Raw genomic sequence first — 20,883 nt, 5'->3', positions numbered from 1 at the left:
TGTCGACAGCACCGCCGTTCGATTCCGCCACATGCACCACGCGCGCTCTTCGCCATCCCTGATGTGTCACGGGACTGAAGCTAGGAGCGATAATGCCTGGCGAGAGGAGCCTCGCGGGGTGGCCATTTCCAGGGGGTGGCCAGAAGGCGAGGCCAGAGAGATGATGGCCACTTTAGACCGGGCGACATGAGGGGTACCTGTGGAGCAGGACAGCATCGGCGCACTGCTTCGGACCCTGCGTGAGGACACTGGACGGTCGCAAACTGATCAGGCCTCGACTCTGTCCGAGCTTTCGGGGCAGGCCATCACCAGAAACGAGGTATCCCGCTGGGAGACTGAGAAGCGTCTACCGGCACCCTTCTGGCAACAACAGATCGCGGCCAGCTTCGGAGTCGAGGAAAAGAAGATCAGCCGCGTCGTTTCGACTGCACGGGCGAAACGACGCAAGGAAAGGGGCGGCGTGCAGCGGCGTGTATTCATCGGGGCGATGGCCGCTCTGGCAATTCCGCTCGCTCGCACCGATCAGCCTACCGCCCGCCTGATCGGCCGCTCCGATGTCGCGGCACTACGCCGTCGCACTGCCCGCCTGCGGCGCCTGGACAACATCTTGGGCGGGGCCGAAACCTTTCCTGTCTACGCCGCCGAAGCTGACTACACGCAACGGCTGATCCACGAGTCCAGCCACACCGAGGACATCGGTCGAGACCTGCTGGCTTTGCTTGCCGAACAGCAGCAGCAGGCCGGGTGGGCGGCATTTGACCACGGGCAGCACGCGATCGCGCAACAGCTGTACGACGACAGCCGAGGACGCGCAGGCGTTGGATCTTGCCGGGAACGCGATCGCGTACGCCGCGTACCAGCAGACGGCGACGCAGCAGAGTGGCACGGCGCTCGCGGCGGATTCGTATGAGGTTGCGCGTCAGGTCGCCACGCCGAAGGTTGGGGCGCTGCTGCTCGATCGGAAGGCCTGGGCGCACGCGACGGCGGGAGAGGCGCAGGAAGCCGACCGGGCGCTGAACCTCGCGCGCGAGGCACTGAACACCCCGGCGACCAGGCCGGAGCCGGATTGGGTGTTCTGGGTCGATGCCGCCGAGATCGACATCATGGCCGGCCGCTGCTGGACTGAACTCCGTCGGCCGCTGCGCGCAGTCCCGGTGCTTGAACGGGTTCTCGGCGAGTTCGACGACACGCACGCACGCACGCGATAAGGCTCTGTACCTGACCTGGCTGGCTACGTCGTACCTCCAGGCCCGCGAGGTCGAGCAGGCGGCGGAGACGCTAAGCCACGCGGTGGACCTCGCGGCGGGTGTCACGTCTGTTCGTCCGGCACACAGGATCGAAACGGTGGCGCGCTGTCTCGCCCGCCACCGTTCGACACCGGCCGTCGCTGATCTCCTCGCCCGGTTAAAGGCCTAGCGGGGGCGCGTCGACTCCTCGGCCCACGCCAGATAGTCGGCCGAACCGCAGACGAGCTCGACGGCCGTCACCTCAGGCTTGTTCCACGGGTGGTTCTCGATGATGTGCGCCTCCAGCTCGGCGTACCTGGCATCGGTCGTCTTGAACGTCACGTTGAACTCTTCGCCACGGCCGGAATCGCCGAGGTGCCAGAAGAACGACGTAACCGGGCCGACGACCTGTGCGGTACCCGCCAGGCGCGCAGCGACGGCCGAGCCCGCCAGCCTCTCGCCGGATTCCCGATCAGGGGTAGCTGTGGTCACGACAAGATGAACAGTCATGACCACAGGGTAGGAGCCGGAGATGGCCCGCGGCCGGACAGCAGAACGCCCGGCACCGACAGGCGCCGGGGCGACGCACGACGAGGTCGTCCTACGCCGTCGTCGGTGGCGCACTGGCCGGGTCGTTGTGCCGGCTGAACCAGGCGCTGGCGTGCCGCGGCTGGCCTCAGCACGAAATGGTCATGGTGTCGAAGCGGCGGTCGAGGGTGTGCGGCGGTGTGGTGATGAGGTCGAGCTCTCCGGCCAAACCGGGCGCCTCGTACCTGGCGAGGTCGGTCACTGCCGTCAGATCACCGGCAGTCGGCAACGCGCCTGACGTCGGCCGCGCCCGGCTGGGCCTGGTCGAGTGTCAGCCCGACACGTCGCTGTCGCGCGACTCCCGATTCGGGAGGCGCTGGTGAGACGCGGGGCGAACGGGTCGTCTTCATGCTGCAGGCCTGGCTACAGCGAGAAGGTCGTCAGTGAGTCGACGACATGCGTTGCGCCCGCCAGCCGTAGTTCCGGTGCGGTGGCTTTCCCTGTCGCTACGCCGATAACGCGGACACCTGCGGTCAAGGCGGCCTGGACGTCGTTCGGGGTGTCGCCGATCACCAGTACGTTTTCGCCTGCGAAGGTCGTACCGGTCCGGTCCTCTGCGCGGCGCCGGGCGATGTCGACCAGGCGGGCCCGTTCGGAGTGATCGTCACCGAATGCGCTGCTGTCGAAGTGGAGGTATCCGGCGAGGCCGAATACCTCGAGTTTGATCCGCGCGACCGGCCGAAGATTTCCGGTCAGAATCGCTTGATGAACCGTGCTGTCCGCGACGAACCGTTCGAGGGTGTCGCGGGCTGCGGGTAAGGCCCGCCCGGTGGTCGCCAGCTCGTCGCGAGCGTCCTCGTACCCCTGAATCAGCGCGCCAGCCAACCGCTGCATCATCTGTTCCGAGGTTTCCAGCCCGTTAATGCGCAGAGACTCTGCCATGATGTCCAGCTCGGTCCGACCTGAGATGGCCGCCAGTCTCTCCAAGGGGCGACCTGTCGCTGCCAGAAACGCCCGTTCGTAGATTGCCCGCCCGACTCCTCGCGTCTCGATCAGCGTGTGGTCGACGTCCCAGAGCAGGAGTGTGCGCGGAGCACCAGCGGGCGCGGTCATGGTGAAAGTGTGGCATCCTGCCAGACATCGCCTCCCGGAGTACGATCTTGCCTGGTCAGCAACACCCTTGGGAGGGGGGCGCGATCGTGAACGACGAGTTGGCGCGGGCTGTCGGCACCCGCGTGCGGTTTTACCGAACGGCAGCGCACAAGAAGCAGGCTGTGGTCGCCGGGCTCGCGGGGATCACGACGGATTACCTGCACAAGATCGAGCACGGCAGGAAGCTCCCCACGGTCCCGGTGCTCATCGCGCTGGCCGAGGTTCTCGACGTGAATCCGGGCGACCTCCTGGATGCCGGACCCAGTACGCCGAAGCGCCGAGGGACATCACTTCAGACCGACGATCTGTATCGGGCCATGACAAGGCCGACCTTGGGCGCGGCGACGCCTGTTGGCAAGCTGGGGGAGCGCGTGCATGAGTTGTGGCACGCGTGGCAGACGTCCCCGCGGCGCTACAGCGAACTGACGACCGACCTGCCAGAACTCATCGACGCGACAGAGTCGACAACCCGCACCACGACGAGCAGCCAGCAGCGTCAAGCGCACGCCGTCGCCGCTGACCTGTATGGCCTGGCGCGAACGGTGACCAAACGGGTAGGCCTGACCGAGCTGTCACTGCTGGCGGCGGATCGCGCGATCCGATCGGCCGAAGCCGCGGACGATCCCATCCGGCTGGCTGGGGCGCGCTGGAACCTCGCGCAAGTGCAACTCGCCGATCGTCGGCCGGCGGCAGCTGAGGACACCGCGATGACGGCGCTGGACGACCTCCGCCGAGCGTTCAGCTCCGCGCCACCCGACGCCATAGCGATGTCCGGCGCCCTCCTGCTCATCTCAGCTGTCGCGGCAGTACGCAACCGCGACCCGTGGAGTGGGCGCGACCGACTCCGTCGAGCGCTGCCGCTTGCCGAGCATGTCGGCGACCGCAACGTGTGTTGGACCGCTTTCGGCCCCACCAACGTCGCCATGTACGCCGTCACACTTGAAGTGGCGACCGGCGAAGCAGCCGAAGGGCTACGCCTCGCGTCCACAGTGGACCATGAACGTTCACCCTCGATAGAACGGCGTGTGGCTTTCCTGCTCGACCGCGCCAAGGGCTACCAGCAGCGAAGCTATTACACATCGTCAATGAATCTGCTCGAACAGGCTTACTCTGAAGCGCCCGAAGACCTGGAGTTCCGGCCCGCTGGACACCACATCGTCCGCGCCATCATCAAGCGGGGACCACGAGCTGAATCGCTGCGTGCCACGCAACTTGCCAGCAAAATCGGCCTTCCGAACTGAAAGGGGCGTCCTTGCCGGGCCGAGGCCAGATAGACGACGGCCCGCGCCCGCGTTCAGGGCCGCCATCCCCGGCGTCTGGCTCGCTTCCGCGAGCGCGATACGCCGTTCGGGGGGCGGTTGGTCGCTGTACCGGCCTGACGTCGGCAGGGTTCGTCAGACTTGTCCGGATAACTCTGTTCAACGAGCCGGACACCGCACCATGGGACCTTGACGTCGGCTTCCGCGCACGCTGCTTGATCAGCTGGTCAGTCGTCTCCTGCCACAGGTTCCGCACCCGAGCCTCCTCGGGATCTGGCTCGCGCGCCGGACAGTTGACAAGCGGGCTATTCAGCCACAGCCCGTCTACCCGCGGCGTCGAACGTACGCCGGTGCCTCGCCCCGTCGGATCTCCTCGGGGCTGCGCCGAACGATGTCGTGAAGGTGCCAGTAGCCCGAACCGGCGGCAGGTCCGTCGCCAACCACTGCGGTGACGTCCTGGTGCTGCTCGACTTCGGCGGGAACCGGGGGCGACTGCTCTTCCTGCTCGTCCATACGCCGCACTCTAATTCAGGACCCGCGCCGCCGTGCTGGTCGACACTGGACGCCTCGAAGGCGGCGGTGCACGGTGGCCACGGTGCACCGCCCTGGTCTTATGTGGATGGAGTCGCCGCGAGTGTCGCAAGTGGGGTGTCGCTGGTGTCGGTGTAGATCGTCTGGGTTTCGCGAGTGACGAGCAGGCCGAGACGATGCCAGGGCGGCCGCCCGGCTTGGTCCCAGAGTTGGTGGGCGTGTTCGACGTGCTGCCACAGCCGGACCGGCCCGGTCTCGGCGACGTCATGGCGGCCGCGGTCGTCGGGGGCGAGGGTGATGTCGGCACGGGAGCCGTCGGGGGTGGTGATGAAGGCCGCGCGGGGAGGCCCGTCCTGCGGGTTCCCGGTGTATCCGAGCTGGTAGCGGCCGCCGATGCGGAGCGCGGCGAGGAACCACACGACGGGGTGGGTCCAGGGTGTCTGTGGGTCGCGGGTGGTGGTGGACGTGGTGGTGGGGGAGTCGCTGCTGGATCGCGTGTAGGGGATGCGGGTGTCGGAGCCGGGGGTGTGGCGCAGGCCCATGAAGGAGGCACTGTGGGCGTCGAACCTGCCTTCCGCGCGGTCGGACGCGGTGCGGGTGAGGTGGACGAGGTTTCCCGCGTTGGTCCCTGCTCGGACGTCGGTGAGGATGCGGCCGCCAACACGGGTTTGCTCGATCCAGGGCCAGGGGATGGAGGGCACGGAGCAGGTCGCGATGATCCGGTCGAAGGGGGCGTGCCCGGGCAGGCCGGCGGCTCCATCTCCGGTGACGAGGGTGGGCCGGTAGCCGAGTTGGGCGAGCCGGGCGCGGGCGGTGTCGACGAGGTCGGGTTCGATGTCGATGGAGTACACGTGCTTGTCGCCGAGGCGGTGGGTGAGCCAGGCGGCGTTGAGGCCGGTGCCGGTGCCGATTTCCAGCACGGTGTGCCCGTCGTGGACGTCGAGCGCTTCCAGCATGCGGGTCATCAGGCCGGGGGTGGAGCTGGAGGACAGGAACACCGGTCCGCTGTTCTCGTCCTGGTCGAGCAGGGTCACCAGCGCGATGTTGCTGTAGACGGTGTCGGCCCACTCCTGGCGGGTATCGGGGTCGTCGGCGGCGAGGGCGACCATCCGGCCGTCGCGATGGAGGTAGAAGCGGGGGACGAACACGTGCCGGGGTACGTTCTCGACCGCGGCGCGCCACTGCGGCGAGGTGAGTTTCCCGGCGGCGATCAGGTCGTCGGCGAGCGCGGCACTGCGGTCCTGCCAGTCCGGGACGCTGTCCGGGCCGGTGCTGGTCGTCGAGGTCGTCATGGCGTGCCTTTCGCGAGCAGGGTGGCCATCGCCTCGGTCAGCGGGGCGCCGGTCGCGGCCTCGAGCCAGCCCATCTGCGGTCCGGTGTTCGCTTCCAGCATGACCCATTCTTCGTCCGGGGTCACGACGAAGTCGAAGGCGGCGTAGGCCAGCTCGGTCCGTTTCATGTAGCGGGTGACCGCCTGCGCGAGGGTGCCGGGCATGTCCAGCAGTTCGTAGCTGAGGTTGTCCGGATCCGTGCGGTAGTCGATGCGGGCGGCCTGGCTGTGGGCATGGATGGCCACGGGGAACATCTCGTCACCGATCACGGTCAGGCGGACTTCGAAGGCCTTGGGGACGAACGGCTGCAGCGTGGTCGCGGTGTGGGCGACGCCGTCCAGCGTGGCGAGGTCCTTCGCAGTCAGAGGACGGGTACCTCCGGCGGTGGCCTGTCCATCACGCATGATGCCGGTGGGCCCGAGGGCTTTGGTGATCGTCTCGCCCGGTGCGGTGCTGATGAAGCGGCGGGCGGTGTCGGGGTCGTTGGTGATGGTGGTGTCGGCGACGGTGAGCCCGCACTCGGTGGCGATTGTCCATTGGTAGGGCTTGAAAATCGCGTCCGCGCATCGGTTCGGATGGTTGGCCCACAGCACGTTGAGCGCGGCCAGCACTCCACCGAATCCCAGTTTCGCCTCGCGGTAGCAGAAGTCCTGCACATCGGGGGCGAGGGTGTTGTCGGCCCGGTAGGTGCTGGGGTTGCGGTTCCAGATCGACCTGATGTCGGCGAGGTCGACCTCGTGGTGGGCGTTCCACAGCCTGCCCGTCCAGGTGCCGCCCCGAAGTCGCGCGTCGAGGCGAAGCTGGGCGGGGAACGCGGCTAGGTCGGTGCGGAAGACGGGGACGTGCTGCGCGGTGAGTTTCGTGATCACCGCGTCGGCGGTCGGGTCGAAGTCCCGGGCGAGCACCAGAACGGTCATTATTTGTTGTTCTCTTCCCAGTCCCAGGTCTCGTTGTCGCCGCCGTCGCCGTCGGTGTGGGTTCCTTCGAGGCTGGTCCAGTCCTTGCCGAGAGTGGGCGCCAGCGGCCGGCCTGCGAGATCGACCGCGACCTGCCGGACCGGGTCGTAGACGTGGTCCGGCAGATCCCGCCGCGGTGCCGGGCGCAGGGCGCGCAACGCCAGGGGCTGCTCCGGCGCGTCCGTGGCGGATACGGCGGTCACGACGGATGGTCGCGGCCTGGACCGGCTGGGCAACTCGAGGGTCGAGAGCGGACCCGTTACCGCGGCGTCCTGCGACCTGTCGTCGGCGGGACGGGAGTTGAGCGGCATGCGCGTTCCTTTCTGACCTGAGCTCTACCAACGTAGGCGCGATGTGCCTGGCCGTACAGGCGTGGAGCCGCGTGGCGGGCGAGGCGCGGTCTGGTCGGAGGCACCCGGTGGACATGCTTCCCCGACGGCGCTCCGGCGTGCCTCGGCAGGATCTGGCAGCAGGTTCCACCAGTGTCCGGGCGAGCGATCCCGACGTCGGGCGCTGGTTCGTGCTCGGCGATCAGCCCGGCGGCCGCGGCGAAGACATCCGGTGTCAGGCGCCAGACCCGCGTGTGCGCGAAGACGCGCTCAGCCACGCCGTCACCGTGAACGACCGTGGTTGCGTTGTCGGACATGGAATCCGTTCTCCCCCTCGTCGAGCTGTCCGCCAGGCACGGGCGGGTCACCGGGCGCCGTGGCGGGACACCCAGCGCGTCGCGGCGGCGCGGAGCTTCTCGGCGGCAGCGGCAGGAAAGTTGTCCCAGTTTCCGTCGGGTGCTGCGGTCTGGCCGATCACTTCGTGGCGGCCGAGCTGCATCGGGATGTGGGGGAGCGGGTCGGTGATCACTAGGTATCGCTGACTCGCGTTCGCGACCCGGCCTTCCTGAACGGCGATCCACTGGTCGCCGAGGGTCCAGGTGAACGTGTACCCGTGCAGGAACAACGCGGTCCGGATCCGGCGTCATAAGGATGTGTCAGGCCGGGCGGCAGGTCCTCCACGCGCGGTGTTTTCCCTGTCGCGCCGTCGTTTCGCGGTGTTGCCGCGCCGGACTGCGGGACAGCGGCAGCGAGGGTCATGATCGACGCCTCCGTGCACCTGGACCGCCGCGGCGGTGGTCTCGAGCAGCGCCCTTAAGGACGAACCGCCGCCTCCGTGCGTGCTCGTCCGTCGACTCCGTCTTGGCCGGCGCGGTGAGGTCTCGTGACGCGCATGGGTTGCCCGAGGAAGACGCGGCCGGATGCAGTGCCGGGTGCGTCATCGCGGCGATCCAGGTGATCGCGATTCCTTGCTGGGGGCGCGTGGGCGACAGTTTCAGCACGTAGAGTCACCTCCCGTTTCCGAAAGGCGACGCTACTAGTACATTTTGTGCGGGTCTAGTACAAAAAGTACGTTCACTCGATGGGGCTAGTGGAGAGTCGTGCTGTGAGCTCGGCGAATCCCTCGTCGTCGTTCGCGGCCGTGGTCTTTGCCAGGTTGTGCAGCAGCGCGCGGACAGCCGGGTGAGTACGAACCTGTTGCGGTGCCAGGTCATCAGCCGCGGTCAGCGCGGCGACGACTTTCGGAAGCGTCCGGCGCTGCGCGTGCGCGCGGGCCAGGTCGATCAGCAGCCGTGCCTGCCGCTCCGGCGAGAGGCTGGTGGCGTCGAGGGCTTCGCCGACGCGTCGCGCGCGTCCGGCGTCGCCGAGCGCCAGCGCGATCGCCACCTCGTGCACACCGACGTTCGCCGGCCCGAACTCGGTGCCGTGGTCGTTGCGGTTCTCCCCATTCCGCTCGGCCAGCTCGTGTGCGAGATCGAGGTGGCCGTAGGCACGCTCAGCGTCGTTGCGGCGGCTCGCGATGACCGCCAATTGGAGGTTCAGCGCACCGCGCAGGGACACGACGACTGGATCGGCGGCGTCGAAGCCTGCCAGCGCGTCGTCGGCGTTCTGCGCGGTCGCCTGCGCGAGGTCCAGTGAGCGCGCGGACTGGAAGGCCAGGGTCAGCCGGAACGCGCCCGCGGCCACCAGCATCGGGTCACCGGCGCTCTCGGCCACGTGGAGGGCCCGGTCCGCCGCCACCCACGCGGCAGCGGGTTCATCCAGTTTCGACAGGACGGCGGCGGCCGCGTGATACGCCGTGGCCAGTGCGCCGTGCAACGCCTGTCGAAGTTCGCCGTCGTCGGCGCGGACGGCGGTCTCCAGGTCGGGGAGCAGGTCGAGCAGCTGCTCGGCAAGCGCCCCGTAGGCCGAGCCGTGTGCCAGCTCCCAGGCCTGTCCCGCCCGCTCGATCAGCGTCGCCGGATTTTGACGGGTCCGCGGCTTCGGGTCCCCTGGGCGGCGCAACCCGAACCGCAGGCCACTGCTGAGGATGAGCGCCATCGCCAGCTCGCTGACCGCCAAGGGCTTGTTCGGCGCGGTGGTCACGAACGCCGGCATGAGCTCGGCGATGGAGATCTCCGCCACCTCGGAGATCCGCACCAACTCGGACAGGCGGTCGATGGTGCGGGTACCCCGCTCGACCTGGCTCACCCAGGACTCCGACCTCCCGATCAACTCGCCGAACGCCCTCTGCGACAGTGCCAGCTCATTGCGCTTGGCGGCGATCGCGGCCCCGGCGTTTCGAGCCTCCTCAGTCACCTGAAATCAAGCCCTTACCGTCGGTGGGACGGAGACGATCGACCTGATAGCTCTCCACGTACCGGCCGCGTTCCGCGAGGAACGTCTGGACGTGCGGCTGCCGCTCGTGGGACTCGAAGGCCTCGGGGCTGGCGTAGATCTCGTTGAAGACCCGCGACAGCGGCGCATCCTCGACCGTGTTCACGATGTAGAGCAGAGTCCCCGGTTCCTCGGTCTTGATGAGCGGCAGGGTCCTCGCGACCAGATCGTCGAAACCGGCCGCCGCGTCCTCGTCTATCAGCTCGAACCGCACCGACAGCCCCAACAACATGAACCAGCCTCCTTCGTAAGCAGGTGATCCACGCGAGTCTACGGAGGTAGCACTTTTTGTGCGCCAAGTAGTACGAAAAGTGCGACCCACACCGCAGGGAGGGTCAGGCGGCTGACCGACTCCACAACAACGCGGTGCGCAGGGTCGCGATGAGGATTTCGTCGTCGGCGTCGATGAGCTCATTGCCGCCAACCGGCAGCCAGGCCTCGTCAACCAGTTGCCGCCGCGGCGGCGGAAGATCGCGATCCCGGGATAGATCCTTCGGCTCAGCCGCCTTCCGTGATGCCGCGAGAGTGCTTGATGCCGTCGAGCAGGTAGGAGTACTGCGGGGTCATCGTCGCCGCGTCGTCGAAGCTCGGCCGGTTGAACTGGGTGGTCCCGTACACCGTCAGTCCCCGTGGCGCGCCATCAAGGTGTTCCTGGGTGCCGTCGGCGTGCACCCGCTGCGCGGGCATGGAGGATCGGGGATCGAGGATTGACTTGAGATATCCCTCGACGTCGGCGTCCGTCTCGCGGTGCCAGACGATGGTGCAGCCGTCGAGCCTGGTGACCTGATCGCCAGTGCGCCGGGCTTCACGTCGCGCACGCTCGCGACGTTCCGTGTCCTGGTCTTCCGCGCGTGCGCGGGCCGCGAACTCCGGGCCCGGCACGACCACGACCTGGTCGACGACCTCGACGTCTTGGGCATCGTGCCGGAACAGCCAGACTTCATCGGGCCAGCCGCCGTGACGCCGGGCGGCCGCAGGGGAGGCGGTGGGATCCTCGCGCCAGAGCCACAACTGGGAGGTCTCACCGACCGCGTCTGGCCGGAACCGGGGCGCCCGCCGCGGGTCGCGGTCCAGCACGAGGATTTCCACCAGTAGGGCTGAGCGCCGTTGCCGCCGGTCGCGGCGCAGCGCGGCCAGGTGCGAACGCATCACCTGCTCGGCGACCGCGCGGTTAGCGAACTTGGCCACGGACCGTGGCCGGCCGTCCTGCAGTTCGGCGCGCACATGGCCGCGTTCCCAGTCCCGGGAGAGCCAGATGCCCCAAGCTGGCGGGCCTTCGAGCCTGGCTTCCGCACATGCCGGGCACCACCCGTCCGGGTGCGCGTAGAACTGCTCAAGCGGGTAGCGCAGGAGGCCGGGCCCGGTGAAGACCATGTCCATCGTGAGCCCGACCATCTCGGCCGCGACGGGGCTGTTGTACTCATCCCACACGAGCGTCACCCCGCCGTCATCGTGGTGTGTCACCACGACTCGGTCCTGGTCGAGCAGATGCGCGACCGGCTCGACACGCGTGAGGCGAGCGCGGCTGTAGCGACGAGCATTCGGCACGCACCGTCCGGGACGGCTGCCAGGGTCCGCTGGTAGAGGTCGTCCATTGTGGACACGTTCATTCTCCGCTCTCGTGAGGCATGGCACGACGAAGGGCGCACGAGGGTGCGCCAGGGTTTGTCGTTGCGATCCTCAGCCCGAAATGAGCGGGGGCTGCTGCGTGAAGAGTATGCCAGCGCAGTGTACCGGCAGCGTGGCAACATGGGAATGCGCCGCCCGAAGCGACGCGGGCAGTCGATACATTCTCTCCATCGACGAGCTGCGCCCGCCGGAGCGCTCCTCCCGACCTGAAAACCTCGACGAGGAACTGGACCGCGTCGGCAGAGCTATTGGCATCTGAACTGATCGTGTTCAGGGTTCCGGACCGGGGAGAAGCAGCATCGTGACCGAGACCGCGTCGGCAGGCGAGCCGGCCGTTCATGCCCGGCTCCTGGCGCGCGGTCGCGCCTTGCGCACGGTGGCGGAGTACCAGCCAGGGGCGGCCAGCCAGATAGCGAGCCCGTTCGAGACGAGCATGGCCCGCGCACGACTGGACGAGTTCCTGGCCAAGCACGGCCTGACAGATGCCGATCTCGACCACAACCCGCCTTACCTGACCACGACCACCGGCGGCGACGACTGGACGCCGCCGAAGCCCCGCGCACCGCACGTCATACATCGGATGGACGGATTCAGCCAGTCCGGGGCGAAGGGCTTGTGGCGGGCGTGGTGCCGATGCGGACACGGGACCACGCCGCGGGTGACCCGCGACCGCGCGCTCACCGCCCTGCGCACGGATCCGGCGCATCCGCTCGAACCCACAGTGTGTTGCTTGTGCGGGAAGAACTACACGAACGTCACCGGAGATGGATGGATGGATGGACGCGACCGCCTGGTGGTCCTGACCGACACCTTCTCCGGCGACGAGTTCATGGTCTGCCGGGACGGATGCTGACCGTGCCAAGCTGCCGATCTGAGTGCCGCCGTACTCGACGGGGAGGCCCCTTTTAGGTCAGTGGTGCCGCGTCACCACTGACGTTGTGTCGCTTGTTCGGGTGGGAAGGCGGGCCCGGAGCAGGCTTTGCGCCGCAGCCCGATGGCCTGCGCTACGTCATCCGACGCGGGAGCGGCGATGTCGCGTTCGGGGTGCGCGAGCCAACACGGTCGATGATCTTGTGACAGGGAGTCCTCCGACAGCGATCTCCTCGTGTGCGTACACCTCGTTCTCGTGTCCGGCCCGCCGACGGTGTTTCCCGGCTTCGGCCGCGGGTGTCGTCTCTGCGGCCTCCGGACCGGCGCCGCGTGCCCCAGTCCCGCGTACCCCGATCCCGCGTTGGGGGCGGCAAGCTCGGCGTTCTGACCCAGACCGCCACTGCGCTCGCGGCCCTCGGTGCCCTTGTCTTCACCGGTGTCGCTGGGGCATGTCTGATGGTCTGTGTATGAGATCGACTTCGTGTGGATTGAGGGAGTACACAGATGTCTGTGACTGACGAGAACAAGGCCGTGTCGCCGGCCAGGCAGACGATCAATGACATGGTCGACGCCGGGTTGCTGGACCAGTTGATGTCCAAAGTGGATGGTGAGGGCTTGGCTCTGACCGGGACCGGCGGGCTGCTGCCCGAGCTGGTCAAAGCCGTACTGGAACGTGGGTTGCAGGCTGAACTCACCGGCCACCTGGGCTACGAGAATGGCGACCCGACCGGTCGGGGAGTCACCAATTCCCGCAATGGTTCTACCCCTAAAACGGTGTCCACCGAGGTCGGTGAGGTGCAGCTGGCCTCGCCCCGGGACCGGGACGGCTCGTTCGAGCCCCGTCTGATCCCGAAGGGCTCACGGCGCACCGGTGGCCTGGACGAGATGATCATTTCGCTCTATGCGGGTGGGATGACCGTCCGCGATATCGGCCACCACCTGTACCGCACCTACGGCACCGAACTGTCCCACGCGATACTCGACGAACTCGGCAGCCAGGGTCTGCTCGACTGGAGCCGCGCGATCGTGGACGGTGCCTGCGTACGGGCGAAGAAAGGGGGCCTCTGACCGGTCCTAGCCCGGTGGATCGAGGCAAGTCCGGCTCGAATGATCCATGCCCTGTCCGATCGGGCCGGATTGCCGCTCGCAGTCGCCATCTCCGCGGCCAACACGAACGACTCTCACGCACTCAAACCGCTGGTGATGGCGATTCCCGCGATCAAGTCCCGCCGCGGTCCGCGGCGCCGGAAACCGGCCAAGCTGCACGCCGACAAGGCCTACGACCAGGTCGACCTGCGCCGCTGGGTTCGCGACCGGGGCATCACGGTCCGCATCGCCCGCAAAGGCATCGAATCCAGCCAGAGAAACTCGGCAAACACCGCTGGGTGATCGAACGAACCATGGCGTGGTTCACCGGATACCGACGCCTGACACTGCGGTACGAACGTAAAGCCGAGCACTTCCTCGCCTTCCTCATCCTCGGAGCCAGCCTCACCTGCCACAAGAAACTCCGCAAACTCACCACATGAGACAAGCTCTAGGGGACTCGAACCCCTGACCCCCTCACTGCCAGTGCGCAGGGGCTTTCTACCTGCGGGAACGGAGAAACCGCAGGAAAAGCGCTGCGGTTCAGTCCTGTTGGATGCAGTTCAACACCATTCGGGACCCCTTCGTGCCCCAGTTTTGCCCCAGGGAAATTCGTGTGAATGATGACAGACGATGCCGGGAGCGCGCAGCAACTGCGGGGAAAGGGGTGGCTCCACGTCGAGGGGGAGGCAACCCGGAGCTATCTGGAGAATCCTGGCACGATCGGGCGGCGAGCACTGGGTTGATGGCCCTTCGAGACTGGCGACCCAGTCGGCATCTAAGAGACCATGGCTCGGAGAAAGGGCACTACCTGCTATTCCTGGCCCGACGGTAGGAGGAGGTAGCTGCCACCCTCCCTTTCATTGCCCCAAGGACCAGCTTTATCTACGCCGCTGGGTGTATGGGCATGGGCGCTGGGCGACGTAGTTGGAAGCGACGCCGCCCAGCCAGGCATCCACCCAGCTTAAGGGGATCTTGAGCGTGGAGATCATGGCATTCAGCACAGACAATCCTGCCAAGACGAGGACGGCCCGGCGTTGGGCCGGGCCGTAACCAGGGACTGACTGGAACCGGATAACTGGAGGGTTCTTGGTTCGAGTCCAAGCGGGAAGCTCACAAGCCCAGGTCACACGGCCTGGGCTTCTTCGTGTCTGGGCTCTAGGGGCCGTGTTGCTGAAGGCGGTAAGGGGAGCTTCCCCGGGCGATCGTGACGGGTGAGATAGTTTGGCTGTGTGCAGTTCAGCGCGTTCGAGGCCTATGCGGCCGAGGTGGGGATAACCGTTGCGGTGACCCCCGAGACGCAGAACAGCGACTATGAGTCGGGCATTGCCCAGATCTGCGATGAGGCGTGGCATATCCGGACTGCGCGAAACACTCCGACCAAGCCGGGCGCTTTCGTCGCCTTCTGGCAGAGGGACGCGGGCGGAACGACGACCCCGTTCAGTGACGACGATCTCGCCGCGGGCCTGCTTGTCTTCGTCGAACAAGAGGGCAGACGCGGCGTATTTCGGTTCACCGGCGCGCATCTCGCCGAACTCGGCATCACCTCAGGGAGGCGGCAGGGCAAGCGTGGGTTCCGTGTGTATCCGAGCTGGTGCGCGGGGTTGAACATGCAGGCCACGGCCACGCAACGTGCTCAGGCGTCCGCGTTTCAGGAGTTTTAACCTCAGACCGTGCTGGTGAACCAATGGAGGGTCGCAGCGATGCCGGGGCCGGCGTGGTAGTTGCGGGAGGTCCTGTCCGACCGCATCGCGATCGGCGCGCCACTGCTTGGGCTTGTTGAAGCACTGCTCGACGACGTCGCGGCCCCGGTAGCGGAGCTTCTGCCGCACGCCTAAGTCGATCGGCCGTCCTCGCCGCTTCCGCCGGTGCGCGACTTGGTCGTCGCGTTGGGCCCTGGCTTGTTCCGGCGCTGGCAGCGCGCCGGTGTGTGGGCGTTGATCCTGGCGGCGTTGCAGACCCGGGCCGACGCCGCCGGCTGATCACCTGGGAGGTGAGCGTGGATTCCACGATCGACCGGGCGCACCAGCACGCGGCAGGTGCCGCATCGAGGGCGAACGGCAGAAAGAACCGCCAGGCGGGATCGGCGAGCCCGAACCGGCCGACCACGCGTTGGGCCGGTCGCGGGGAGGTTGGACGACCAAGCTGCATCTGGCGACCGAGCAAGATCAAAAGCCGTTGTCGTTGCTGGTGACCGCCGGTCAACGTGGTGATTCGCCGCAGTTCGAGGCGGTGCTGGCCAGGGTCCGGGTCGCCCGAACTGATGGTGGGCGAGCCCGGACTCGGCCGGATCGTGTCCTGGCGGACAAGGCCTACAGTTCCTGCGCCAACCGGGCCTATCTGCGGCGGTGTGGGATCGCGTGCACGATTCCCCAACCCTCTGATCAGGTCCGGCATCGCCGCAACCGCGGCCGGGCTGGTGGTCGGCCACCAGCATTCGACCCCGAGATCTACAAACAGCGGCATGCAGTCGAGTGCGGCATCAACCGGCTCAAACGCAACCGAGGCGTGGCCACACGATTCGACAAACTCGCCGTTCGCTACGAGGCAACCATCCACATCGCGGCCATTAACGAATGGCTACGCCAGTGAAACTGGCTATAGTCGCCATTGTCATTTCGCCACAACGCCGCGAATACAGCAGATCCGGCACCGCCCGGAAGCCGCAACGTCGGTACCAGCCGTAACCTGTAGCGCATCGCAACCGCGAAGGCTGATACACGACAGCGCAGGTGCACCTGTCCGTAGTCATTGAGGCTGTTCCGCCGACGAGTGCGCGTGCTCGACACTAGAGGATACGCTCACGCTCTCGCAATTGAAATTGTTGGCGAAACCGCATCGATGATAAAAGAGTATCGATGGAACCGGGATTGTCATCGTTATCCCCTTGCAAGTTCGATCGTCCGGCGAAAGAATTTGAGAGCTGACACTGCAGTGGCATTTTCGGGACGCTTGGGTTCATGTGGATCACGTGCCGGTGTAGCCGAAATTTAAGAACCGTTCTTCATCTTACGGCCGTTTCTGCGTAGCAAGCTCGTTATAAAGCTAAGGAAAGACGCTGGCATGCGAGAAAATTTATTTGGCGCTGCCTGCCGTATTTGTCCTGATCATGTCGGCGCGTCAGCAAGTGCCGTGACGCATCAGGAAGCCGGTATTCGGTCCGCCAGTGGCTGCATCGCCGCCAATGGGCCAGGTGCCTGGAATAAGCACTGTATCGCCGTCGTGGGTTCGGGAGTGCATGTCGAGTCCGCTGAAGGGTGGCTCAGCTCGACCGGTGCGCCTTATTTCCCAGCGGATATCTGCGGTGTCAACGTGAAGGTTTGAGTAACTGAACTCGGAGTAGACTATTTCGAGTACAAGATTCAAGACAATCCACGCCCCCGGCTGATCAGAAGCGGCCGCGCACCGACTATCGGGCACCAGCAGGGATTCCCGCACCAGAGACTCTCAGCGGTCAACAGGAATTCGAACTGGCCAAAGCAACACACCCGGCTCGGCGAGCCCCAGGCAGCCCAGGTCCAATCCAATGACAGCGCCCGAGATCGCCAGGACGGTCCACGTTCCATCCCCAAACCGTGTGTTGCCGCCTGCGTCAGCGCAGCGAGTCCTTCGGTGACCGCCAGAGCAACGCCGACGCTGCCTCGATCTGGAATTGCCCTCCACACCGAAGCGCTGCCAGCGAGAACGGGCTCGATACGAGGCGGTGACCTGACGTGGTGGCAAGGCGGCCGCCGATCCCCCTGTGATCACCACCGTCGCATCAGTCCGATCGAAAAGGATCGTGCTCGGTACCTCCACACCAGACGCGCCGTATGTTCCGTGTAGCTCGGACATCCGCCGTCGGATCACCGTCTATTAGGACGAGATCGGCACGCAGACCCAGTGCGATGGCGCCGCGGTCCGGCAATCGGAAATGCTTGGCCGGCAAGCACGTCGCGGCCCTCAGTGCCTCAACCGGGGTAAGACCGGCGTCGACGAGCAGTTCCAGTTCGTGGTGGAGGCTCTCGCCGTGCTCGACGTCCATGTGAATGTTCGCATCGGTGCCTGCGAGCACCGGAACGCCCGCGGCGTGCAGAGCGAGGACACTGGTCGAAGCACCTGCCAGTGCCTGCGGCGTCCCATCGTTGTCCGCGAGAGTCCGCATCATGGTCAGAGTAGGCACCGACGCCGTTCCTTCCCGGGCCATCGCCGCGATGAGCTCGGGTGTCAGAGGCGCACCGAGCGGGACATGGGTGACGATGTCCGCACCGAGCTCCACGGCCAGAGCGAAGGCGCCGTGTGAGGCGGCGTGGGCCACCACGAGCACGCCCCGACGGTGTGCGGCCCGAACGAAGGCGCTGGCGGCGATGGCGTCCGGTCCCCCGTCTCCGGGAGCTTCGAGGATCAGCTTCAGGTAGTCGGCGCCCTCCGCAAGCCGGGTCGCGACGAAGGACTCCGCGTGCCCGGCGTCGCGGAGCACTGCTTCCGCAACGAGTTCGGGCATCACGCGCGCGTGCGGCCCGCCCGGCCCCATGGCCGGGGTACCGGCGCTCCGGATATCGGTGAACCCGACGACACCACGTAGCCGGGCGAGCTTCTCCGCTGGCCAGGTGGCCATGTCCAGACCGGTGGTCACGCCCCAGCGAGTGAGCTGCACGAGTGTGGTGCGGTCCTCCAGATGCAAGTGGGCGTCGATCAGACCCGGCAGCGCAGTGGCGCCGTCAGCGTCGACGATCCGCGCTCCGGTTCCGTCGGTACCGAACACGGCGCCGTCGATCACCACTGTCGACGGTTCGGACAGTCGGCGACCGTCGAAGACGCGCACGTTGCGAATAAGGGTCTTTGTCACCATCACGTCTCTACGAGAAAATCACCGAGGTAGGGATGACCAGGCTTTCAGCGCTTGACAAGCACGTGTTTTGCCACCTCTCGTTCCCTTTCAGGGGTGAACGGGTGCGCGGCAACCGCTGCGGCGACCTCTTCGTTGACCAGATCGATGTTGATCATCGCCCCGGTCTGTACGCCTTGCGCCGCGGCGTCGATGATCTGCGCTCGGTGGCCGCGCACGTTGCCCGCTGCCCACACCCCCGGCACGCCGGTCGCACCGAACATGTCCACATCGGTCAACGTCGCGCCAATGACCTGATCGTCCATGTGCTTCTCCTCGGGAAGCAGGCCGAGTTGGCCGAGCAGCTCGGTTCTGGCGTTGGACACCGGGAACACCAAGGCGACCTGTACGGCGATCGTGGTGTCTCCGACGCGGATTCCACCCAGAGCGTCGCCGGTAACCTCGATACCGGAGACTTGGCCCTCGAGCACGGCGATACCACGCGCCGCCAGCTCCGCTCGATCACTCGTCTTCAGCTCGAGGGATTCGTGCACGAAGAAGACGACACGGTCGGTCCACTGCCGCCACAACTGTGCCTGGTGCAGCGAAGCCGCCCCACTGGCGATTACCCCGACGACCTTGTCGCGCACCTCCCAGGCATGGCAATACGCGCAGTGCAACACGTCCCGGCCCCACCGCTCCCGGAGACCGGGGATGTCGGGCAGCTCGTCGACGACCCCGGTCGCGAGGAGCACCCGCCTTGCATCCACTGTGGATCCGTCGGCGAGGCCAACGCGCAGGGCGGTCGGGCCCAGACGCTTCACGGACACCACTGTGCCGTCGCGGACGTCGCCGCCGTACTGTTCGACCTCGCCACGGCCGATGGTCAGCAGCTCTCTCGGCGCGATGCCTTCCCGCCCCAGATAACTGTTCGCCCTCGACGCGCGCCCGTTACGCGGCTCGCCCGCGTCAATCACCAAGACGTCACGCCGGGCGCGGCTCAAGGTCACAGCCGCGCCGAGGCCGGCTGGCCCGCCACCGATGATGACGACGTCATACATGTTCATGCCGCAACTCTGCGACAAGATCCGGAAGAATGGCAAATGATGTTGCCAATCCAGCAACTTTGGCCTTGATCGGCCAATGGCCGTCTACCCTGATGAATCACGAGACGCCGACCGGCCAGCGAAGCCTCGGCGACACACCGTTCAGCAGCCGCATGATGAGCAACGCGAGTCCCGTCTCGCACCCCGGCAGCAGGGGGTCGTGGGACAGGACCGCGTTGTTCGGATCTGCGGGGTTGTGATGTGCGAACGGGGAGCAGCCGCCCTCCACGGTCTGATAAAGGAGCACCCCCAGCGAGAACAGGTCGCTGGCAGTCTGTGCCCGATCGCCACGAACTCGTTCCGGAGCCATATATCCCGGCGTGCCGATGATCAGTCCGTTCATGGTCAGGGTGTCGTCCTGGTGGATCGCGATCCCGAAGTCGATGAGAGGACTTCGCCGGTAGTGGCCAGCATGACGTTGGCTGGCTTGATGCTCGGTGCACGATCCCGGCGGCATGGGCGGCTCTCAGCGCATTGAGCAAGCTCTTGGCAACATGGACCACCTGATCAACCGGCAGCGGACGCTTCGCGAGACGGGCATTCAGCGAGGTTCCGGTGACCAGCCGACGGTTCAGGGGCTCTCGTCCTCGATGACGACATCGTGGATGGCGGCGATGTTCGGATGGTCTCGCAGCTTCGCGGCGTTGCGGGCTTCCCGCTTGGCACGTGCAAGCATGTCGGCCCGCTGGCGCTGCGAGTTCGCTTCGGACAGCGACACTTCCTTGACCGCCACCTCGACGTCCAAGGTTTCGGCGTGCGCCTTCCAGGCCCGTCCGAAGCCTCCGATCCCAGACTCCAGTGGTTCGATGAGCCGATAACGACCACCGATTAACCGGCCTGGCTGCGGTTCTGGTGTCACGGTTGTCCCGTCAGGGGACTGTCCCAGTAAGGGCTCTGGCGCACTTTCGGTGGTGGTGTTAGCCGAGGAGGATGCGGTGGCGCAGGAGGTTGATTCCTGCGCGTCCGTACATCTGTCGCTTGAGTAGCTTGGTCTTGGTGTTCACGCCTTCGGTGCGTCCGTTGTGGTGTTTGAGGGTGACCGCGGCGATGACGGCGTCGGTGTCCTGGTCGATTTTCGGGTGAAGGAGTGCGTGTGAGGTAGATCTGCTTCGCGTGCGGCGGTGATCCATTCCGTCAACCGGGCGGGATTGTCCTTGTGGGGAGAGAGCAGAGCTGCGAAGGAGTGCACAACGCCTGCCAGCGCCGTCATTTCGGGGCGGGCCGCGGTCAGGGCTTGGAGTCGTTCGCGTTGCCGTTCGGTGAGATTCTCCGGCCGGGTCAGTAGCAGCCGACCGGCTCGTCGTGGTGAGAGGTGTGGGTGGTCGTCGGGATGCCGTCCTTGGTTCTGGTAGCGCACGAGGAGGTTGTGGCTGCCGGTGTAGCCCAGAGTGCGGATTTCGGCCAGCAGTGCGGTGGCCCCGACGGCTGGGTCTTGTTCACGGCGGGCGCGGAGGTGGTCCCGGTACGGGTCGACCATGCAGGCCCGGTACTTGGGAACCCGCTGAATTCGGTCCGGGGTGGCGGCGTGGGCGTATCGCTTGACCGTGTTCAGCGCCAGACCCCCAGGGGCCGTGTCACGGTAACCGTGTAAGCCAGAGGTGTACCAAGATCGACTTGCTGGTTTAGCGGTCGGAAGGGACACTGAGTGACACAGGACATATCGTCTCGTCGGGGTGATGAGGCGGCATCGCGGCGGC

Annotated in this window: 20 protein-coding genes and 3 pseudogenes; 8 read left to right on the top strand and 15 right to left on the bottom strand. The window is 66.4% G+C overall.

Annotated elements, in window-relative coordinates:
* The first annotated feature begins 199 nt into the window (after positions 1–199).
* A complete protein-coding gene (locus ACM6LU_RS37950; RefSeq protein ID WP_414942702.1) occupies positions 200–910 on the top strand; it encodes a hypothetical protein in 711 nt (236 codons plus the stop codon).
* Positions 819–1,208 carry a hypothetical protein gene (locus tag ACM6LU_RS37945; protein ID WP_414942701.1) on the top strand — a complete coding sequence of 130 codons (390 nt, stop codon included), beginning with the start codon at positions 819–821 and terminating at the stop codon, positions 1,206–1,208. Before ACM6LU_RS37950 ends, ACM6LU_RS37945 begins: the two co-directional genes overlap by 92 nt.
* Before the next feature lie 204 nt (positions 1,209–1,412).
* On the opposite strand, the gene cutA is transcribed toward ACM6LU_RS37945, so the two are convergent.
* A complete protein-coding gene (gene cutA / locus ACM6LU_RS37940) occupies positions 1,413–1,736 on the bottom strand; it encodes a divalent-cation tolerance protein CutA (RefSeq protein WP_414942700.1) in 324 nt (107 codons plus the stop codon).
* 441 nt (positions 1,737–2,177) lie between these two features.
* Positions 2,178–2,867, bottom strand: coding sequence for a haloacid dehalogenase-like hydrolase (locus ACM6LU_RS37935; protein WP_414942699.1), 690 nt, complete (start codon positions 2,865–2,867; stop codon positions 2,178–2,180).
* A gap of 86 nt (positions 2,868–2,953) precedes the next feature.
* On the opposite strand from ACM6LU_RS37935, the gene ACM6LU_RS37930 reads away from it, so the two are divergent.
* Entirely contained in the window at positions 2,954–4,147 is a 1,194-nt protein-coding gene (locus ACM6LU_RS37930) for a helix-turn-helix domain-containing protein (protein ID WP_414942697.1), read from the top strand.
* Between the two features lie 342 nt (positions 4,148–4,489).
* Here ACM6LU_RS37930 and ACM6LU_RS37925 read toward each other — a convergent pair whose 3' ends face one another.
* From ACM6LU_RS37925 to ACM6LU_RS37890, 8 genes are all read right to left on the bottom strand, one after another.
* Entirely contained in the window at positions 4,490–4,678 is a 189-nt protein-coding gene (locus ACM6LU_RS37925) for a hypothetical protein (protein ID WP_414942696.1), read from the bottom strand.
* A 98-nt stretch (positions 4,679–4,776) separates the two neighbouring features.
* A complete protein-coding gene (locus ACM6LU_RS37920) occupies positions 4,777–5,988 on the bottom strand; it encodes a methyltransferase domain-containing protein (protein ID WP_414942695.1) in 1,212 nt (403 codons plus the stop codon).
* Positions 5,985–6,944 carry an MvdC/MvdD family ATP grasp protein gene (locus tag ACM6LU_RS37915; protein ID WP_414942694.1) on the bottom strand — a complete coding sequence of 320 codons (960 nt, stop codon included), beginning with the start codon at positions 6,942–6,944 and terminating at the stop codon, positions 5,985–5,987. Before ACM6LU_RS37915 ends, ACM6LU_RS37920 begins: the two co-directional genes overlap by 4 nt.
* Complete coding sequence (gene tgmA / locus ACM6LU_RS37910; RefSeq protein ID WP_414942692.1) at positions 6,944–7,294, bottom strand: putative ATP-grasp-modified RiPP; 351 nt, start codon at positions 7,292–7,294, stop codon at positions 6,944–6,946. The genes ACM6LU_RS37915 and tgmA overlap by 1 nt, the downstream gene beginning before the upstream one ends.
* A gap of 382 nt (positions 7,295–7,676) precedes the next feature.
* A complete protein-coding gene (locus ACM6LU_RS37905) occupies positions 7,677–7,937 on the bottom strand; it encodes a hypothetical protein (protein ID WP_414942691.1) in 261 nt (86 codons plus the stop codon).
* Between the two features lie 449 nt (positions 7,938–8,386).
* Entirely contained in the window at positions 8,387–9,610 is a 1,224-nt protein-coding gene (locus ACM6LU_RS37900) for a helix-turn-helix domain-containing protein (protein ID WP_414942690.1), read from the bottom strand.
* On the bottom strand, positions 9,603–9,920 hold the full coding sequence (locus ACM6LU_RS37895; RefSeq protein ID WP_414942689.1) for a putative quinol monooxygenase: 318 nt from the start codon (positions 9,918–9,920) through the stop codon (positions 9,603–9,605). Before ACM6LU_RS37895 ends, ACM6LU_RS37900 begins: the two co-directional genes overlap by 8 nt.
* A 266-nt stretch (positions 9,921–10,186) precedes the next feature.
* Entirely contained in the window at positions 10,187–11,236 is a 1,050-nt protein-coding gene (locus tag ACM6LU_RS37890; protein ID WP_414942688.1) for a hypothetical protein, read from the bottom strand.
* Positions 11,237–11,618: 382 nt separating this feature from the next.
* Here ACM6LU_RS37890 and ACM6LU_RS37885 point away from each other — a divergent pair, with 382 nt between their 5' ends.
* From ACM6LU_RS37885 to ACM6LU_RS37865, 5 genes and pseudogenes are all read left to right on the top strand, one after another.
* Positions 11,619–12,170 carry a hypothetical protein gene (locus ACM6LU_RS37885; RefSeq protein ID WP_414942687.1) on the top strand — a complete coding sequence of 184 codons (552 nt, stop codon included), beginning with the start codon at positions 11,619–11,621 and terminating at the stop codon, positions 12,168–12,170.
* Positions 12,171–12,691: 521 nt separating this feature from the next.
* Positions 12,692–13,177 (top strand): annotated as a pseudogene (locus tag ACM6LU_RS37880) (transposase); the annotation flags it as partial.
* Positions 13,151–13,716 (top strand): annotated as a pseudogene (locus ACM6LU_RS37875) (IS5 family transposase); the annotation flags it as partial. The pseudogenes ACM6LU_RS37880 and ACM6LU_RS37875, both read left to right, overlap by 27 nt.
* Positions 13,717–14,505: 789 nt before the next feature.
* Entirely contained in the window at positions 14,506–14,937 is a 432-nt protein-coding gene (locus ACM6LU_RS37870; RefSeq protein ID WP_414942686.1) for a MepB family protein, read from the top strand.
* Positions 14,938–15,385: 448 nt separating this feature from the next.
* Positions 15,386–15,865 carry an IS5 family transposase gene (locus ACM6LU_RS37865; RefSeq protein ID WP_414942685.1) on the top strand — a complete coding sequence of 160 codons (480 nt, stop codon included), beginning with the start codon at positions 15,386–15,388 and terminating at the stop codon, positions 15,863–15,865.
* Positions 15,866–17,033: 1,168 nt separating this feature from the next.
* On the opposite strand, the gene ACM6LU_RS37860 is transcribed toward ACM6LU_RS37865, so the two are convergent.
* The 5 genes and pseudogenes from ACM6LU_RS37860 to ACM6LU_RS37840 form a co-directional block, all read right to left on the bottom strand.
* Entirely contained in the window at positions 17,034–18,101 is a 1,068-nt protein-coding gene (locus tag ACM6LU_RS37860) for an amidohydrolase family protein (RefSeq protein ID WP_414942684.1), read from the bottom strand.
* A gap of 47 nt (positions 18,102–18,148) precedes the next feature.
* Complete coding sequence (locus ACM6LU_RS37855; RefSeq protein WP_414942683.1) at positions 18,149–19,204, bottom strand: NAD(P)/FAD-dependent oxidoreductase; 1,056 nt, start codon at positions 19,202–19,204, stop codon at positions 18,149–18,151.
* Between the two features lie 40 nt (positions 19,205–19,244).
* The gene (locus tag ACM6LU_RS37850; protein ID WP_414942682.1) at positions 19,245–19,643 is read right to left on the bottom strand and encodes a protein kinase domain-containing protein; all 399 of its coding nucleotides are present in this window, start codon (positions 19,641–19,643) and stop codon (positions 19,245–19,247) included.
* Between the two features lie 114 nt (positions 19,644–19,757).
* Positions 19,758–19,931, bottom strand: a complete 174-nt coding sequence (locus tag ACM6LU_RS37845) for a hypothetical protein (RefSeq protein WP_414942681.1) — start codon at positions 19,929–19,931, stop codon at positions 19,758–19,760.
* Positions 19,932–20,103: 172 nt separating this feature from the next.
* A pseudogene (locus ACM6LU_RS37840) lies at positions 20,104–20,663 on the bottom strand (ISL3 family transposase).
* Positions 20,664–20,883: the final 220 nt, after the last annotated feature.

The organism is Amycolatopsis sp. cmx-11-51, from assembly GCF_047608665.1.
Taxonomy (GTDB): Bacteria; Actinomycetota; Actinomycetes; order Mycobacteriales; family Pseudonocardiaceae; genus Amycolatopsis.
Note: the sequence above shows the minus strand (reverse complement) of the source record. Positions and strands in the feature narration are given on the sequence as shown.

Bases quoted from the DNA above. Each gene is read 5' to 3' on its own strand.
- cutA (WP_414942700.1), bottom strand. From the start codon at position 1,736: ATGACTGTTCATCTTGTCGTGACCACAGCTACCCCTGATCGGGAATCC.
- ACM6LU_RS37935 (WP_414942699.1), bottom strand. From the start codon at position 2,867: ATGACCGCGCCCGCTGGTGCTCCGCGCACACTCCTGCTCTGGGACGTC.
- ACM6LU_RS37925 (WP_414942696.1), bottom strand. From the start codon at position 4,678: ATGGACGAGCAGGAAGAGCAGTCGCCCCCGGTTCCCGCCGAAGTCGAG.
- ACM6LU_RS37920 (WP_414942695.1), bottom strand. From the start codon at position 5,988: ATGACGACCTCGACGACCAGCACCGGCCCGGACAGCGTCCCGGACTGG.
- ACM6LU_RS37915 (WP_414942694.1), bottom strand. From the start codon at position 6,944: ATGACCGTTCTGGTGCTCGCCCGGGACTTCGACCCGACCGCCGACGCG.
- tgmA (WP_414942692.1), bottom strand. From the start codon at position 7,294: ATGCCGCTCAACTCCCGTCCCGCCGACGACAGGTCGCAGGACGCCGCG.
- ACM6LU_RS37895 (WP_414942689.1), bottom strand. From the start codon at position 9,920: ATGTTGTTGGGGCTGTCGGTGCGGTTCGAGCTGATAGACGAGGACGCG.
- ACM6LU_RS37850 (WP_414942682.1), bottom strand. From the start codon at position 19,643: ATGCCGCCGGGATCGTGCACCGAGCATCAAGCCAGCCAACGTCATGCT.